Raw genomic sequence first — 16,696 nt, 5'->3', positions numbered from 1 at the left:
GTTATTATCATTTTTCAGACCTATAATGGTTACAGACAATCAAATTTGTCAACTGACAACCCCGCTTATGATAATTTTAATGCATTGATATTTATTAACTTTTTAATAATTAGATATAATACATAGCGATATAAAATACGAAGAAAGTCACTTAATATTCTTGTCTCCAATCCACACATAGAAGCCAATAAAGTATTTATTTACTCGGGACTCAAGGCAATAAAAGAGGAAATGTAACGAGGATAATGCTTTAAAGTACGACATTCTCTAACCTAATGTCAGCGCAATACTAAAATCTACTGGGAAATTTTTATCAAAAGGATAATTTGTACTTGTTTTAGCTAGTAGTAACGGTATCGTATAGCAAATTTTATAATCAAGCTTGTCTGTTGGAAGTCAAATGCGTTTACTAATGTTTCTCCTTTTTTGGTTATCAATCCCTGCTATAGCCTACCAAGTTCAACCCATGATTGTTGACTTAGCAGCGCATGGCAACAAGTCATTAGTCACATATCGCTTGCAAAACCCCAGTGAAAACACATTACCCATCGAAATAGAGGTATATAAACGTACATTTGATGAAAACCAACAGGAAATACTGGTACCTGCAGAAGATGACTTTATTGTTCTACCGCCGCAAGTCGAAGTAAAAGCAAAAAGTTATCAAGTATTCCGTGCCAAATACTTAGGTTCCCCGGAGCTTAAAGAAACTCATTCTTACCGAATTGTATTTAAACAACTGCCATTGCCCGATGAAGACGACAAATCAGGGGTTAAAATGGTGTTTAATTTTGCAACTCTGGTATTTGTCAGCCCTGATGGTATAAAAGCGCAACAACAAAGCGAGATAAGCTGTGAAAAAATCGATGATTGCAAGCTCACAATTGCTAACAAAGGTAAGCGAGTATTAGACTTATCTCATTTCGACTACCACTTCCACCAAGGCGAAACAGTTATTAGTTGGGCGAAACTGCAATCAATTACATCTGGACGTTTCATCATGCCTGGACACAAGATGGAAGTTGATTTAAAACCCGTCATTACCAACAAGCCTTCCAAAAGCGCAGAGCTGATAAACCTATTCGATAAAAAGTAGCTTTATCTATGTTATTTTTGGGCGCTTATATTCGGCCTTTTGATTGGAAGTGTGTGTTATACGCACTTCTTTTATTTTGGGTTTCAAAGACGTTTTCCACTACCTTCGAGATGGACTTTCCTGTGCGGCTACATGTTGCCGAAATAGGGCAAGTTTCTGCCGCTACCGATGGATTAGAGTTGAAATCAATTGCCGCTGCCGAATTTAAAAACAAAATGCACTCAGTGTTGAGTGAAGAAATTCTGGCATGGTTAACCGAGCTAGGTGATACAGCCGTCACACCTGCTGAGTTCTCAGCTAAAGGGATTGAACTTACTCTACAACCACAGGATTTGACTATTGAAATGTCACTGTCAGAAGCAGCAATGGCCACAGATAGCTTGTCATATGGTAGGCAAAAGCACTTTGAACTACCCGAGGGAGAAGCAAAGTGGGCTGTGTTGAATAACTTTAACTTGAATCATGAACGAACCAATAATAACCATGACCATAGATCACAGCTGGAGTGGTTAATTGATGCCAATATTGGCGGCACAGACGGCATCAATATGAAAAGCTCTGTGTTTTGGGAAAATGGCAATCAGCGATCTAGTAAAGTTTATCGAGGAGAAACAGCATTTTACTATGATCAACCAGATAAACCCTTGCGATACACATTAGGCGACACCAGCATGAATAGCGCAGGGCACCTGCCTGGTGCTCAACTGGCAGGATTTAGTATTGAGAAAGCCTACTCTAAATTGCAGCCACAACGCCGCATCACACCAGGCAATAGCCAGCAATTTGTGCTTCCTCGTACGGCACTGCTCGAAGTTTACATCAATGATTTTTTAATCTCACGACTGCGTTTGAAAGCGGGCCGATATGACCTAAGTGACTTGCCGCTCACTTCTGGAGAGAACAATATTCACGTGGTTGCAACTTACCCCAATGGTGAAAAAGAAGAGTTTCATTTTACAACACACTACAACGCTAGGCTGCTAGCTAAAGGACTTAGTGACTATTCACTATCAATTGGTTATCTCTCCTCTCTTGAAGAACAGCGCTTTCACTATGACGACGACTTAATCATATCTGGCACCTATGAATACGGACTCAGCGACTCCTTTACCTTTGGTTTCAATGGCGCTGTACACCCGCTGGGCCATGTGCTTGGTACACTGGCGACTATTAATAGCCCGATTGGCAATCTCTCACTGCGATACTCTCAAAGTGAAGTGAATGGCACTGCGGGCAGTATCTACTCGCTTGAAACTGAACATAGTATATTTGGTCACGGTAATGTTGGCTCACCCAACTTTCGTTTGGGGTACGAAATCAGCCATGACTTTACCAGTAGCCCATGGCTTGAATTCGATACCAAAAACAACCGCAACCGCGCATTTGTGGATTACAGCTATTTTATTAATGAACATATGGACTTGAATTTCAACGCGACGCGCGCCGAGAACGATGACAACTTTGTCACCGATAGCATCACCGCTGAGTTTAATGTTCGGTATGAAACAATTCGCTTGAGAATGGGTTACAACCACGCCAAAAGTGACGATGATAGATTTGAGCCTGACAATCAGTTCTTTCTCAACTTTACTTGGAACTACGACAGCCGTGAAAGTAGCAATCGCGCTAGAGCCCAGTACAACAGTCGCACCAAGGTATCGAGTGCAAGTTATGCAAAAACCAATCACAACTTTGTCAACGACTATGGTTACCAAGTACTTGCCGAGCAAGGAGAAGACTTTAGACAAGAGCAATTAGAAGCGAGTTATACAGGCGCTTTTGTCAGAGCCGATATCAGCGCCAACAACCACTCTCGTTTTGGCATTCGTTCAGACAGCAGCGCAAGTGTGAACTTATCAACCAGCTTGGGAGTTGCTGATGGTTACCTTGGTATGGGGGCGACCACGACCGCACCATTTGCCGTCGTGACCAAACACAACTCACTTAAAAATGCAGATGTCTTGATAAATGTTGATCGAACTGGGCGAGCACAAACTAAACCGAGCAGCCAGATAGGTGCACTCGTTGATCTAGGTAACGGCTATAGTAAAACTCAGCTTAACGTCGATGTACCCGACGCTCCACTTGGTTACGACTGGGGTCCTGGCATCTATGTTAAAGTAGGAGGCGCAGCAACAGGCCATCATATTCAAATAGGATCTGACTTATCATATACCATTATTGGTACCTTAGTTGATGATAAAGGCACACCAATTGCAATGAAACGAGGGCGTATTGTAAAACAGCAAAACGCCGAGTCCGCCGACTCCCAAGCACAAAGTTGGCCGTTTTTCACCAACCGTACCGGGCGTTTTGTAGTAGAAGGAATAAGCTTGGGTCACTTTGACATCGAGCTAGATGACTTAGTCGGACAACTGAGTATTGCTGACACCGAACAGCGGTTTGTCAGAATAGGTAAAGTAGTATTAAAACCAGCCCAGCCTAAAGGAGGCGCACATTGATGAAGTTCAAGATCTTGATATTGCTGATTTTGAGTTATCTGCTGTCCACTTCACCAGCACAGGCTAATTGGCGGAATTGCTATGGTAATTTATTGGCTACTTCCAATCCAAGCGATATTATTACTGAACATAAAAATCGTGTTTCAGTCTTTTTACCCCTTAAAGTACAGGTATCGGATAGGTTACTCGACTGCGCCGATGAAATATGGGTTGAAGATGTCTACTACTACTCAATGGTTTTTGAGGGCCCTACTCAAGATAAATATGCCAAGCTGTTTGACGCTCAGTTTAAAAAGATCAAAGTAAGAAATGGTATTTGGAAGTCAAAGCTCAAGGACCGCACTACTCAAATGTGGGTACGTCTGCGGCACTACAGTTTATTTCCAGCTGGTGAATATTACGGTGCCATTAAAGTATCTGTTGTTAGAAACAATCAAGTCGTAGAAGAGCAATATCTAGACATGACTTATTATTCTGAGCCTCAAGTTTCAATATCACTGGATAACAATAGTAAAGGCAAAGTATCAGGTGGTCATGGCCAATACCAGATCAACTTAGGCGAGCTTAAGAGTAATATGCGTTTTTATTGGGGCATTAAAATTCTCAGCAATAGCTCTTACGATATTGTCTTGGACTCAGAATTCAATGGATTGCGTCATGAAACCAACACTCGAGCACTAATTGACTACACCATCGCCTTTGATAACGTCAAAATTTCGTCATCAGAGCAACTTAATCGCAGCTACAACTTTTATTCAGGTGTCAAAAATAAGTGGTATGGCTTTGAATTTGTTTTGGGCAATGTCGAGCTAATGCCCGCAGGCTATTATCGAGATAATTTATCACTCACAGTATACCCAAGGTAAGCATATGATAATAAAAGGTTAAATGATTTTTTACCACACAAAACACAAAAAGTTTGGAATAAATTTTAATTCTTGGCACACCCTTTGCTTTTAAAATATCAACTAGGCAACGGGGCCTAGCACTGAAAACTAGATATAAAAACTACTTCGTGTTTTGTTTAAGGGGAAAAGCCATGAACGCATTACTAAAATCACTATTCGCTGCAACTGCATTCACATCAATCACTGCAGCAGCTGCTGTCTCAGATATCTCAGGTACTGAAGCTAAATTCACTTTCGAAGGTACAATCGCACCAATGTGTAAAACAAGCAGTGGTAGCAGCAACAGCGTTACTGGTCTAAAGCTTGATTCTTCTCAACAGACGCAAGAAATCGGTACTCTAGACGTGTGGTGTAACACTGGCGAAAATGCAACGACAGAGTACACATCTGCAAACGGTGGTTTCCTAGTCGCAAACAACGCGAAAGGTAGTAAAATCGCTTACACACTAAACATCGGTGATACTTCTGGTATCGATTTACAAACTGGTACTTACAAGCATTCAAAAGCAACGACAGCGGGTACAGGTGTGACTGGTGAAACTCAAGCTACATCGCTTAAAATCACACCTCAATCAAACGGTCTAGATGACGCAGGTACTTACTCTGATACTATCACAGTAACAGTAAGCCCTAACTAATTTGAAATTGGGCAGATAAGTTTATGGCTTAATCTTTACTGCCCAACTCATCAAAAATGAGTTGACTAAAGTAAGTGTCAGCTCATTTCTCCAACCAAGCCGCTCCCGTATTTATGCCAAATACGTGGTGCTTCATAAATAATTATATTGAAGCAATTTCCACAGAACCTACTCAGTTTCAGCACATTGTTTTTTAATACAAGCTGATTAAACTCTAGCTTATCCGTCCCTACTTATATGGGTTTAGCTAAATTCATAAACCGAACTAAGCAGCCTCTTATTCGAAAGTACAGCGCCACTTCTTTGACCTAGAGAATACAGAGCAGCATTGACACTTTTCAGGTTACCATTCGGCACAGCTTGATTGCGCCCTCACTCATAAAATGCGCCTTCTACAATCTATATTTTCAAAGCTAAAAAACAAACACTCGTTGAGTAATACCCAAATTCAATGGGCAAAAAATAAGAGTAGGATAAAGCACCTCCTGTCTAGATATCAGTTTGAAAAGCAGCCATGTCGATTAAAAAGGAGAGAGCCTGAACTTGGCTCATTTGCTCGGGATCAAATTCAGTTTGACCGTTTTTACGCAGCAACTCATAAAAAAATTCAGAGCCTCCCGCATAGCCCATTTGCCACTTTGCAAAGGTTGGGCTTTCTACCTCGTCATAACTAATTATGGTTGCTTCTTCATGCCTTGGATCATCGGCAATATCGAGATAAAGCTCATTAACGGCTTCTCTGTCCCCTTCTAATGCTTGCAAAAAGAACTGGTTTTCAAAACAGAGCATGCCACATACCGAGATTTCATCGTTATTAGAACGCGCCGTTTCCAAAATATTACGTAAATCCGACAAGCTCATACTGCGAGATGCCTGACTAAAATATACCAATCTCACTTGCTTCATACCCTTACGCTCCTAGTAATGACTACTAAAGTACCTTTGCACAGAAAGTGTAATCATTGGCTATAGTTAACAAAAATACAAGGCAAGAACAGTAATGATTATGGAAAGACAACAACACACAATTTTGAATATTGGTCCGCATTCAGCGCCTCTTGAAGCACTTTTAAAACAACTAAATTGCGATGTTGAAACTGCCACCAACTTAAGGGCAAGCAAAAAACTTATACGTAAGAAAAAACCCGGACTCATCGTGCTAAACGTTGAAGACACAGAGTCAGAAGAATTAGCCGAACAGTTACTGGAATATGTCAGAATCGGTTGCCAAGACAAGGACATGATATTTATTGTAGCCCACCAACCTGAGCGCATGCCCGATGCACTAAGCTGGATTGAAAACTATGATATTGCCAGTTTTATTAGCCTTGCCCAAAACAAAGAAGCCTTCAATTTAAGCGTCATTGAGCGCAATCTCAAAGCTTGGCAGCGGCTTTTGCAAATTAACGCACAGCACAAAGCTGAAAGCGATTTATTGATGAGTGTTGCCCACTTACATCGCAACAATAATGACATCAATGAAGTCATGCTCACTTTTATGCAATCTCTTGCCAATATCGCCTGTGCGACAACACACTGTAGAATTAAGATCAGCAATCAAAATGAAGGTGAGCTAAGCCAAGTTTGGCCACAACAAGAGTCAATGGAACAATTACTCTCTAGTGCTTTTGGACTGCCAACTCTGCCCGCCTACTTGGCTCGCTCACTCACAGAAAAAAAGCCTCAAATTGACCTTTTACCAGGTAAGGAAACATTTCACTCGGTTAACCAATTGCTGGGGTCAAACCTCAGTAGCTATCTGATATTTCCTATCGTTGTATACGACAAAGTGCTGGAATTAATGGTATTTTTCATTGATGAACAAGCGATGGACTCAGTGTCTATGCGACAGATAGATGTTGTCAGTAAATCCGCAGAGCAATTAACCATCTTACTTGAAAGAAAGGAGTCAGAACGGCGCTTAAAGAAGCAGTGTAAAAGGTTAAAAGAAGCGCTGATTGAGCTAAAGCAAACCCAAACTCAACTTGCTCATAGCGAAAAAATGGCAACTGTCGGCCAGTTTGCCGCAGGCATCGCCCATGAGATCAATAACCCGCTCTCTTCTGTGTTAAGTAACTTTGGTTCGATGGATAACTATTTGGACAGCATCCTTAATTTGCAAAATTTGCACGACCAATTTTTAAGTGCCGTTGAAGTTGGTAATCAGCATATTGGCGCTGAAATTAAAAACCAAATCAGTGACTATCGAGGACAATCGGATATTGATTTTATTTATGATGATATCCGTGAAATCGTCGCTCAATCTCAAATGGGGTTAAGCCGAGTCAGCGAAATCATCAAAGATTTGCAATCATTTACAGTGCCGAACAATCAACACCATACCAAACTGGACGTCGCCGCAATTCTAAACCAAAGCCTGACCTTACTAAACAACCAAAACCCCAGCGCAATTTCAGTGACAACCAATTTTTCACATACTTGCCAGCCAACTTCGAATCCTGGATTTGTGCAACAGATCTTAACCAATTTACTGAAAAATGCTTTTCAAGCCATAGCACAATACAATAATGACCACCCGTTTGTTGAGCTAAGCTCAAAAGAGACCGATGGCATGCTACTGTTAACAGTGAAAGACAATGGCCCTGGGATCCCTTTGGATATTCAAGAGAAGGTTTTTGACCCATTTTTTACGACCAAAGAAGTTGGTCAAGGCAGTGGGTTAGGCCTATCGGTGAGTTACAACTTGAGTAAGCGACTTGGTGGTAGTTTATCGCTTCAATCTGAACCAGGTGAATGTACCTCATTTACCTTAGCGCTGCCGATAAACTAGATTAAATCACTATGCTGGCGCTTAGTGATTTCCTAGTATGTACCTTGCTCATTTTTCGACGGTATGAGGGTCCAACAGCCACTAAAGGTACAAATAAAATAAATAACACTCTTAATATATAAGTCAGATTATGTAATGCCTGCCCTTGTTACAGTGGAGCTTGTTATTACTGGGGATCAACATGGCAAATAAACACTGACAACGGCACCGCCATCTTCACAATTGCGAAAAGCGAGCTTGCCCTGATGTGCATCGATGATCTCGCGACACAATGCTAAACCAAGTCCAGTACCCGAATGCTTTGTCGAATAAAACGGTAGCAGAGCGTTTTCAAGTACCTCTTGGGCCATGCCCGTGCCAAAGTCGCGCACTTCAATGGTAATTCCCTGTTGCTCTAGTTCAATAAAGTGTACTTGCACTGGAGGTGACTGTGCTTGCTCACTTTGTGCTTCATGGGCATTTTTCAGAATATTGATAAGTACCTGCTCCAACTGGTGCTCATCGGCATACAGCGATGATTCAGGGATCTCAGTTGTCAATTCAAATGGGTACAGAGCGTTTAATTGCTCTAGCAACGTTGGCCATCTGATCAGTGTTTTGCTAGGTAACTTTAGCTTGGATAGCTCACCATAGCCTTTGATAAACTCATTTAAATGACCTATCCGCCGCGATATAGAGCTAAACACTCTATCGAGGCGAGGTTCTTCTAGATTCTGCGCAAGTAACTGACCTGAATGACACATGGAGCTGATAGGGGCTATTGAATTATTTAGCTCATGGCTAAGTACCCTGATGACTTTTTTCCAAGTCTGTACTTCTTGGCGACCAAGCTCATGTGTGATGCTTTTCAATAGATATAAGGTATGGCTAGCCTGATGAATACGCATCCCTGACTTTGCCAAGTGCCAAGCTTGCTCATCACCACTGGCATCTTTGAGCGTGAAAATGCTCTCTCCGCTATTTTGAAGTGCCTCTGCAAACCCACCGTCCAATTCGCTTCGAATAGCTAGCCAATCGTGCCCTAACAAAGACTCACCGTGATTAAACATTAATTCAGCGGCCCGATTGGCAAAAATAATTTTGTGATCTGGACTCACTAAAAACGTGACCACAGGCGACGTATTGAGCACTTTATCTAACAGCATTTCACGCTGATATAGATGTTGCCGCTCTTTTCGCAACTTTTCTGCACACTGGTTAAATACTGTAAAAACACTGTCGTAAATTGGGTGTTTTTTGGGCGCGATACTGACTGAAAAATCCCCATCAATCAGGCTTAACAAGCCTTGTTCAATGCTGCGCTGAATATTGGCCTGTGCCTTATTGTATCTGTGATACATGTAGCCAATTAAACTAAACATCACTGTGCCAATCAGTAAAAAAACCAGCGGATAGTCAGGGCCATATACAACCCCAGCAAGAGAAAAAGCGACTTGGCACAAAAAGAAAAAGGTCAGTAACTTAGTCATCGCTCTTTTCCAGTTTGAACTTTTCGATGCGTCGATAAAGGGTCTGGCGACTTAAACCGAGCTCCTGTGCTGCATGCGCAATTATCCAGTTGTGCTTGTCCAACACCTGCTGCATATGTTCTTTTTCGCTCAGTATTGAAGTTTGTTCCTGCCCTTGGAACGCACTTGCGGTTACACAGTCCCCCTCAGCAAAAATAAGTGCTCGCTTACAGGTATTTTCAAGCTCGCGTACATTGCCCGGCCAAGTGTATTGCATCAAAAATTGTTCGGCATCTTTTGATAAAGTATACGCGTCACCAATAAAGTGATTCGCCAGCGGTATAATATCCGCTTTGCGCTTATTGAGTGGCAAAATAGTCAACTCCATTCCATTTAATCGATAGAACAGATCTTCTCTAAAATCACCATTTTTAATATCGAGTTGCAGATTTGCATTGGTCGCACTGATCACCCTAACATCCACTTTTTGCGTCACATTGGAACCCAGCCGCTCAAACTCTCCGGTTTGCAAAACCCGCAATAGTTTCATTTGACCTGAGAGCGGCAAATTACCAATTTCGTCTAAAAACAGAGTGCCTCCATCTGCGGCTTCAAATCGTCCAGCTCTGGCTTGATTTGCCCCAGTAAACGCACCTTTTTCCGCGCCAAACAGCTCTGCTTCCATCAACTCTTGTGGAATAGCGCCCATGTTTACCTTGATAAAAGGCTTTGTGGCACGTTGAGATTTGTGATGTACAAAGTCAGCTAGTTTTTCTTTGCCAGAGCCATTCGGACCTGTGATAAGCACATTGATATCTGCCGCTGCAACCTTGGTTGAAGTATAGATAAGCTCTGACATTTCTTTGCTTTGGTAAACGAGCGCGCACTCAGTTGATTGTGTCGCCTTGACCGCTAACTGCTCTTTGATCGCACCAAGTAACTTTTGGTCGTCCCAAGGCTTGGGAAGATAATCTGCGGCGCCAGACTTTACCAATGTAATAGCGGTTTCTAACTGGCTCCAAGCAGTGATAATAATAATCGGCAGTGACGGATTGAGCTCTTTTAGCGCACTAAATAACTGTTTGCCTTCCTCTCCTGATGTGGTGCCTTCGCTAAAGTTCATATCCTGGATCACCAAGTCGATCTTTTGATGCGACACAGCCAATAGCGCTTCTTTTACACTGGTCACACTCAGTACTTGGTAATCATGAATGCTCAGTAGCAAATCTAGTGCATCTAAAATATCAGGGTTGTCATCAACAACGAGAATTGTGTTCATATGTGCTCTGCATACATACAGCGACTATTATGCCGCTGTATGTTGATTCCTTATTATTTATAGCGTGCGAGTCGCTGTGACAGGCGCTATTTTTGTTGTTTTCCAAGCTGGTAACCCAGTTGCTGCGGTACCAGAAATAAACACGATAATAACACAAATCAAATAGCTCATTACATCGGGTTTAGGCATTAAAATAACGTTAGCTAACAACATATTAATGGCAATAACACTGGCCACGCCCAGTCCTGCTGCAATCGCACTCACCAACCAGTTTTCACTCAACACATACAGCAACACATCTTTTTTACGCGCGCCTAATGCACGTCTGATCCCAATGAGCTTTTTCTGCTTTGAAACATGAAAATGCGCATGTGCGAAGCAACTGATCATCGTTACTAGTAACATAAATCCCGTCAATAAACTAAATAATGTGGCCAAGCTGGTTGCTTGTTTAAAGTAGTCACTATGATGCTCTTTCATGGTTATCATTTCACGTATGTCGCGCTCAGGATGTACTTTTTTCAGCGCATCCCTAATCACCTGTTTAGTTTGCTTTAAATCACCCGGCGCCACTTTAACCAAATAGATCAATCTAGATTGCGCACGTGCCATATTGCGAAATTTAAAAATACCGTAATGAGGATATTTGCGTGTAGGCCTAATCGCAAAGTCAGAAACTATACCGACGATGCGCCCCTCTATTGTTTGTTTTCCAACCGCTGACTCCCCTGGGTAAAGCGCTTCAGCCAAAGCTCGAGAGATAATGATATTAGGCTCAAAATCAGGGGACTCTAAATAACCACGTGTCGCATTGTCGCCCTCGTTAAAGTTTCTGCCAAGGTGAATTGGCGCATCTAATAACGTAAAGAAATCTTGCCCAACATAGTAGGTAGGTATGCCGCTAAATTGACGGTCAACGGGCATATCTTCTGGGTGATTAATATCTTCAATTGAATGATAGTTCCCGCCACGCATTAACGGTAACTGGTTGGTATACGTCACCCTGTCTACCACTTCGAGATTTGCCAATGCAGCCATGTCTTCATCAACGACTGATAAAAAGAAATCTGCATCTAAGAAAGCTTCTGATGTGGGGCGTACTTGGAATGCCAACACATTTTCCATATCAAAGCCAACATCACGAGATAACTTTTCATTCGCTTCAATACTTAGCAATAAGCTGTTGCAAGCTAGCCCGATAGTTAGAACCAGTTGAAAAATGAGTAAGCCCGTCGCAAACTTGCGCAGTAACATTGATTTAAATAGTGCTTTTATGTTCATCAGCCTGCCCCTACTTTAAAATACTTGCCAATGGCGTACGAGCGCCTTGAACCAATGGGTAAATCGTACTTAATAAACTCGATGTGAGCGCCACACCGAACCCAATCACGACCATATGCAAGGGTAATTCTGCTACCGGCGCTAGGTCTTCAAAAAGCTGACGGTACAAAGCCAACAAACTGATTGCCAGCACCAAGGATACCAATGCACACGTTATACCTAAAATAACGCTTTCAATAACCCCTTGATAAAACACCTGTTTGCGACTTGCACCAACAGCGCGCCTTAAATTGGACTCAAACTGCCCTGCTTGATAGCGCGACAACATTAAGCTATTGGCATTGAAAATACATACGAGTAGAAACAGCCCAGTGGCAAATGTAAACGCCAATAGATCTTTGTCTATCACTTCGTTTTGCTCAAGCCACGCATTGACATCATATAAGCGATTGTCGACTTCATGACGATGATTACCTTTCTCGTGCAACTGCTGTGCATAGGTATCAATAAAGGTCTGAAAAGCGAGTTGCTGCTCAGCGTCTATCAGTTCAACAAACGATTGAATGTAGTATGCATTTATCTGTCTTGTTTCACTTAAGGTGGTGTAGTCATCGGTTGACAATGTACGGGCGTGTACGGCCCAGTTATTATCAATCGCCACTTCAATTGGCACAAAAATATCATCGGTTTTGTTAAACGCTCGCCCTTCTGTTGCATGATAAAATAGAGGCTTCATGATCCACGGTTTTAGTACCCCGACGATATTATAAATTTGGCCTTGTAACTCTAACTGTTCACCAACACTGTTTTCGCCCCCAAACAATTTGATGTTAAGTTCATGGCCAATCACGATGCTGTTGCTGTGCTCATTTTTCCACGTTTCGCCAAACGCAAATTCAGCCCCCATCATGGCGAAAAAAGACGCTGTGGTTGCACGCGTTGCGCTTGAATAACGCGTTAAGTCTTGCGAATCTGCACGACGGCTGTAAACGTGGGTCGCATAGTGCATCGTAGCGCGATGCGCGACTCCTGCATCAACAATCGCTTTGGCATCGCTATACCTTATGGTGTGCATACTACCAAAGGTATTATTTGCCCCCGCGTACGTGTTCATATTCACACTAAATATTTGGTCACTTTTTCCCGGAATAGGGTCCTGCGACATCAATGACAGCATGGATAAGTTGGCCAGTAAAGTTCCTATGCCTATTGATAAAGTAAGCATGATCAAAGCGAAAAATAGCGGTGTTCGTCTAAAGTTTCGTATGCAAAGTTGGACATAATAGGTAAACATTTCCATTGTGAGCTCCTTAAATCGACAGCGGTTCTTGACTGGTTTGTTGCGCCTTACTGACTGGTGCGTAGATGCTGTAGTCTGTGATCTGCCCATCAATGATTTGAATATTGCGATTCACCTCACGAGCCTGATCCGGATCATGGGTCACCATAATAATGGTACTGCCCTCTTTGTTAATGTCTTTGAGCAGGTCCATGATCTGTCTCGCCATTAAAGAGTCGAGGTTACCTGTTGGTTCATCCGCTAATAAAATTTTAGGCTCTCCAGCCAAAGCTCGAGCGATGGCAACACGCTGCTGCTGACCACCAGAGAGCTGGCTTGGCAAATAGGCATGACGACTGGCAAGGCCCACCAACTCAAGCGCATGCTCAATACGACTGCGTCTTTGCTTTGAACTCAGGCCGCGATAGCGCAGTGGCATGTCCACGTTGTCGTAAATACTGTAATCAGGGATCAAGTTGTAGTTTTGAAAGATAAATCCTATTTTTTCATTTCTCAGACGAGACAGGTCGTCGTCTGACAAACCATTTACACTTGTCCCATCTAAGATATATTCCCCTTCATTAAAGTCATCGAGTAATCCAGCCACGTTTAAAAACGTTGATTTACCCGAGCCCGATGGTCCTGTCACAGCGACAAACTCGCCAGCCTCAACTTGCAGATTAAAATCGCGCAGTGCGTGAGTTTGAATGGTTTCACTGCGATATACTCGGCTAATATTTTTCATAGAAAGCATAATGAGATCCTTAATTCTTATTAATTATTTTGAAATTTTAAAAGTTTTACTTTGGCTGAATGCGTCATAATCTGAAATGATCACTTCATCACCTTCTTGAACACCGCTGAGTAGCTCTACGTACTCTACACTCGATGCCCCCACTTGAATATTCATTAATTGCGCAACTTGGTCGCGAATAACAAAGGCTTGTTTACCACCAAAACTGGTTAAAAATGGTCCTCGTTTTACTTGCAGAACCTGCGATTTTTTCTCAAATTCGATTCGCCCATTTACACGTTGGTTTTGGCGCAATTTTACATTGTTGCCAGATGCCAATTTAACTCGCACAGCAACTTGGTTTTGCTTAATTTCTGGTGACACTGAGCTGATCGCACCCTGGTACTGTTGACCTGAAAATGTGATCTCAACATTTAAGCCAATGCCTAAATCATCTGCATAAAACTCAGGCACTTGTAACTCTGCTTCATATTCTGACAAGTCAACTATGCTCATCAAGGCCTGTGCATCTGCCACTTGCTCTTTTTGTTGCACTAGCCAACTTCCCACCACACCATTGACAGGTGCACGTACTTCTAGCGCGCGCTTTCGGCGCTGTAACTCTTGCAATATTTGAGTTTGGCGTTTAACAGATAAGTCACGAGTTTGCGCTTCAAAATCTAGGCGCTTTTTTGCCATGCTGACACGCTTTTGAGCATGTTTGTGCATTAGCTGAGCTTCAAGCAGCGTATCTTGACTGCGCGCATAATCTAACTCACTTATCACTTGTTTATCGAAAGATTCTTGCGAGCGCTGCTGTTCACGCTTTGCAGCATTGAGGCGTACCACAGCTTCATCTAAGCTGCGTTCTAAGTCCAATTGCGCCTCTTCATCTGCCAATGTGCCTCGGTCGGCATCTAACTTCAATTGCGACAATAACGAAGTCTGCTGTTCTATTTGCGCACTCAACTCAGGGCTTTCTAAAGTGGCTATCACTGTGTTTTTTTCAACAGTATCTCCAGGTTTAACTAGTAAAGTAACTTGACCCGGCTCAGGGCTATAGACCTGTGGAGCATTGGCAGCAACCAAACGACCAGATACTGATGCATCTCTAATTAGGTCTTGTTTAATTACCTTAGCGGTAAGCAATTGTTCGTATGAAACCGTTTTGATCCCTGAGTACCATTGACTGATCGCCGGGATAGACAGCACAGTGAAAAGTGTCATAAATACCGCTGACACAACATATTTAAGTTTGCTTTTTGCCTTACTTGGCGCGATGACTTCATCCTGAGACTGAGTTCCTTTAATCATAATCCTATACCTGTTAATTGATATACCTAGGTATAAGCGAGGACAGTGCCAAAATTTCAATAAAAATAAACCATTGAAAAATATAAACTTTTATAAATATGGGAAATAATTGGTGTCCGAATGGACACCAGCGCTGTCCAATAGTGTCACAGTGACACGGGTGTGGACACTCAGTGTCCACACCCGTGTCCGTCCACCTGTCCCGTCGCGATTTTCATTAACTTGTCAAAATTTCAACGCGGTGAACTAGGGCTAAATGCACTACAGCGCACCATTGATTCAGCGCTGCAAATACAACTCTTGTTTCCAATAAAGATACTCCTTCAATACTGATCACGCGGTTGTACATGAAATGCGATCAGATCACATGGTCAACAATTGAACAATTCAATCTCATCTTTTAGGGTAAGTACCAACTTAATTCAATAAACCACAATGGAAACAAGGGAATAACTATGCATAAAATTAAACTATTAATCTGTTCAATGTTCGTGGTCTTCGCTAGCAGCGCAAGTGCTTGGACAACCTCTCCAGCAGGTGTTGTGGAAAACTGTACTTGGCAGTATGTAAATACGTATAAAGGGATCGGTGTGTATATTGTTGAATACCGCTCTGTAGGCAGCTGCCGCTACAACACAAAGCTATATGATTACAGAGTGCGTGAGATCCGCTACTACTAATAAACCATCGACAGGATAGCGAGTTGATACACCAGTTCATTATTTCCTAGATATACGCTAGTAAAAGGGAGTTTACTCCCTTATTTACTTTTACGAAGCTTTGATCAAACTACCAGTATTGTATCTAGCAATAAGTTTGATAACACAGCACCATCAGCTCATCGCCAATGGCCATTGTTAACCATGATGTCGTCGTATGTGCGTAATTAATCCGCTGCTATCAAATTCTAGTGACACTATATTGGTTGTTTTGTAGTCGATGGTTTTGTCCAAGTGTGCGGGCTTAACTTGGCCAGATTCTGTCATTTTAATGATCACGACATTACGTCCAATCATCATATTATTAATTTCAATGTGACTGTGGATGACTTTATCTTTGAGTTTAGCAACCATGTCATCTCGTAGTACGGCTTTACTGGTGTATGTAAAGTTGTATTTAACGTGTTCGTCTACAAATTCATCGGCCAATAATGAGAGAAAATATTCAATATCTTTACGCGTTGAATTTGGCTGTTGGCGTGCATTTTTCGCCGCAACAAACCCATTGGCTTTTGCGACTAGCTGCGCGCGGGTTAGATCACCTTTGGCATATGCCAGACAAGAAATAAGAGATAGAATTGTGATTAATAGTGCTTTTTTCACTGCTTGCTTCCTTTCACTGACATTTTGGCGACAGTAATCGCGATTTAAGTCGTTCAATTACGCCGCTCATGCTATTCACTAACTGTGATGTTGATATATTTAGTTAATAGAGTAATGACTAAATTAGCGCCTTCCAAACTAACCT

Annotated in this window: 14 protein-coding genes; 6 read left to right on the top strand and 8 right to left on the bottom strand. The window is 42.2% G+C overall.

Annotation, left to right across the window (positions count from 1 at the left end):
* Nucleotides 1–400: 400 nt before the first annotated feature.
* The 4 genes from N483_RS14845 to N483_RS14830 all read left to right on the top strand — a co-directional run bounded on the left by N483_RS14845 (nt 401) and on the right by N483_RS14830 (nt 5,104).
* Nucleotides 401–1,096: a molecular chaperone gene (locus N483_RS14845; RefSeq protein ID WP_023398223.1), complete on the top strand. Its 696-nt coding sequence runs from the start codon at nt 401–403 to the stop codon at nt 1,094–1,096.
* Between the two features lie 122 nt (nt 1,097–1,218).
* Nucleotides 1,219–3,558, top strand: a complete 2,340-nt coding sequence (locus tag N483_RS14840) for a fimbria/pilus outer membrane usher protein (protein ID WP_231105464.1) — start codon at nt 1,219–1,221, stop codon at nt 3,556–3,558.
* Complete coding sequence (locus N483_RS14835) at nt 3,558–4,424, top strand: hypothetical protein (RefSeq protein WP_023398225.1); 867 nt, start codon at nt 3,558–3,560, stop codon at nt 4,422–4,424. The genes N483_RS14840 and N483_RS14835 overlap by 1 nt, the downstream gene beginning before the upstream one ends.
* A gap of 173 nt (nt 4,425–4,597) precedes the next feature.
* Nucleotides 4,598–5,104 carry a hypothetical protein gene (locus N483_RS14830; protein ID WP_023398226.1) on the top strand — a complete coding sequence of 169 codons (507 nt, stop codon included), beginning with the start codon at nt 4,598–4,600 and terminating at the stop codon, nt 5,102–5,104.
* Nucleotides 5,105–5,593: 489 nt separating this feature from the next.
* Here the strand turns inward: N483_RS14830 and N483_RS14825 are convergent, their stop codons facing one another.
* The gene (locus N483_RS14825; protein WP_023398227.1) at nt 5,594–6,010 is read right to left on the bottom strand and encodes a BLUF domain-containing protein; all 417 of its coding nucleotides are present in this window, start codon (nt 6,008–6,010) and stop codon (nt 5,594–5,596) included.
* Nucleotides 6,011–6,110: 100 nt separating this feature from the next.
* Between N483_RS14825 and N483_RS14820 the strand changes: the two genes are divergently transcribed.
* Nucleotides 6,111–7,895 carry a sensor histidine kinase gene (locus N483_RS14820; protein WP_172642400.1) on the top strand — a complete coding sequence of 595 codons (1,785 nt, stop codon included), beginning with the start codon at nt 6,111–6,113 and terminating at the stop codon, nt 7,893–7,895.
* 176 nt (nt 7,896–8,071) lie between these two features.
* Here N483_RS14820 and N483_RS14815 read toward each other — a convergent pair whose 3' ends face one another.
* Genes N483_RS14815 through N483_RS14790 form a run of 6 tightly spaced genes read right to left on the bottom strand, consistent with a single transcriptional unit; the run spans nt 8,072 to nt 15,229 of the window.
* Nucleotides 8,072–9,364 (bottom strand): sensor histidine kinase, encoded by a 1,293-nt coding sequence (locus N483_RS14815; protein ID WP_023398229.1) that lies wholly within the window; start codon nt 9,362–9,364, stop codon nt 8,072–8,074.
* The gene (locus N483_RS14810; protein WP_023398230.1) at nt 9,357–10,622 is read right to left on the bottom strand and encodes a sigma-54-dependent transcriptional regulator; all 1,266 of its coding nucleotides are present in this window, start codon (nt 10,620–10,622) and stop codon (nt 9,357–9,359) included. Before N483_RS14810 ends, N483_RS14815 begins: the two co-directional genes overlap by 8 nt.
* Nucleotides 10,623–10,679: 57 nt before the next feature.
* Nucleotides 10,680–11,903 (bottom strand): ABC transporter permease, encoded by a 1,224-nt coding sequence (locus tag N483_RS14805; RefSeq protein WP_023398231.1) that lies wholly within the window; start codon nt 11,901–11,903, stop codon nt 10,680–10,682.
* A 10-nt stretch (nt 11,904–11,913) separates the two neighbouring features.
* Nucleotides 11,914–13,203 (bottom strand): ABC transporter permease, encoded by a 1,290-nt coding sequence (locus N483_RS14800; RefSeq protein ID WP_023398232.1) that lies wholly within the window; start codon nt 13,201–13,203, stop codon nt 11,914–11,916.
* A gap of 10 nt (nt 13,204–13,213) precedes the next feature.
* Nucleotides 13,214–13,936: an ABC transporter ATP-binding protein gene (locus tag N483_RS14795; protein ID WP_023398233.1), complete on the bottom strand. Its 723-nt coding sequence runs from the start codon at nt 13,934–13,936 to the stop codon at nt 13,214–13,216.
* Nucleotides 13,937–13,960: 24 nt separating this feature from the next.
* Nucleotides 13,961–15,229 carry an efflux RND transporter periplasmic adaptor subunit gene (locus tag N483_RS14790; RefSeq protein WP_023398234.1) on the bottom strand — a complete coding sequence of 423 codons (1,269 nt, stop codon included), beginning with the start codon at nt 15,227–15,229 and terminating at the stop codon, nt 13,961–13,963.
* 455 nt (nt 15,230–15,684) lie between these two features.
* Between N483_RS14790 and N483_RS14785 the strand changes: the two genes are divergently transcribed.
* Nucleotides 15,685–15,909: a hypothetical protein gene (locus tag N483_RS14785; RefSeq protein WP_023398235.1), complete on the top strand. Its 225-nt coding sequence runs from the start codon at nt 15,685–15,687 to the stop codon at nt 15,907–15,909.
* Nucleotides 15,910–16,086: 177 nt separating this feature from the next.
* Here N483_RS14785 and N483_RS14780 read toward each other — a convergent pair whose 3' ends face one another.
* Entirely contained in the window at nt 16,087–16,551 is a 465-nt protein-coding gene (locus N483_RS14780) for a hypothetical protein (RefSeq protein WP_023398236.1), read from the bottom strand.
* Nucleotides 16,552–16,696: the final 145 nt, after the last annotated feature.

Origin of the sequence: Pseudoalteromonas luteoviolacea NCIMB 1944, from assembly GCF_001625565.1 — a bacterium.
Classification (GTDB): Bacteria; Pseudomonadota; Gammaproteobacteria; order Enterobacterales; family Alteromonadaceae; genus Pseudoalteromonas; species Pseudoalteromonas luteoviolacea_F.
The sequence above is the reverse complement of the archived record's forward strand: the minus strand, read 5'-3'. Positions and strand labels throughout refer to the sequence as shown.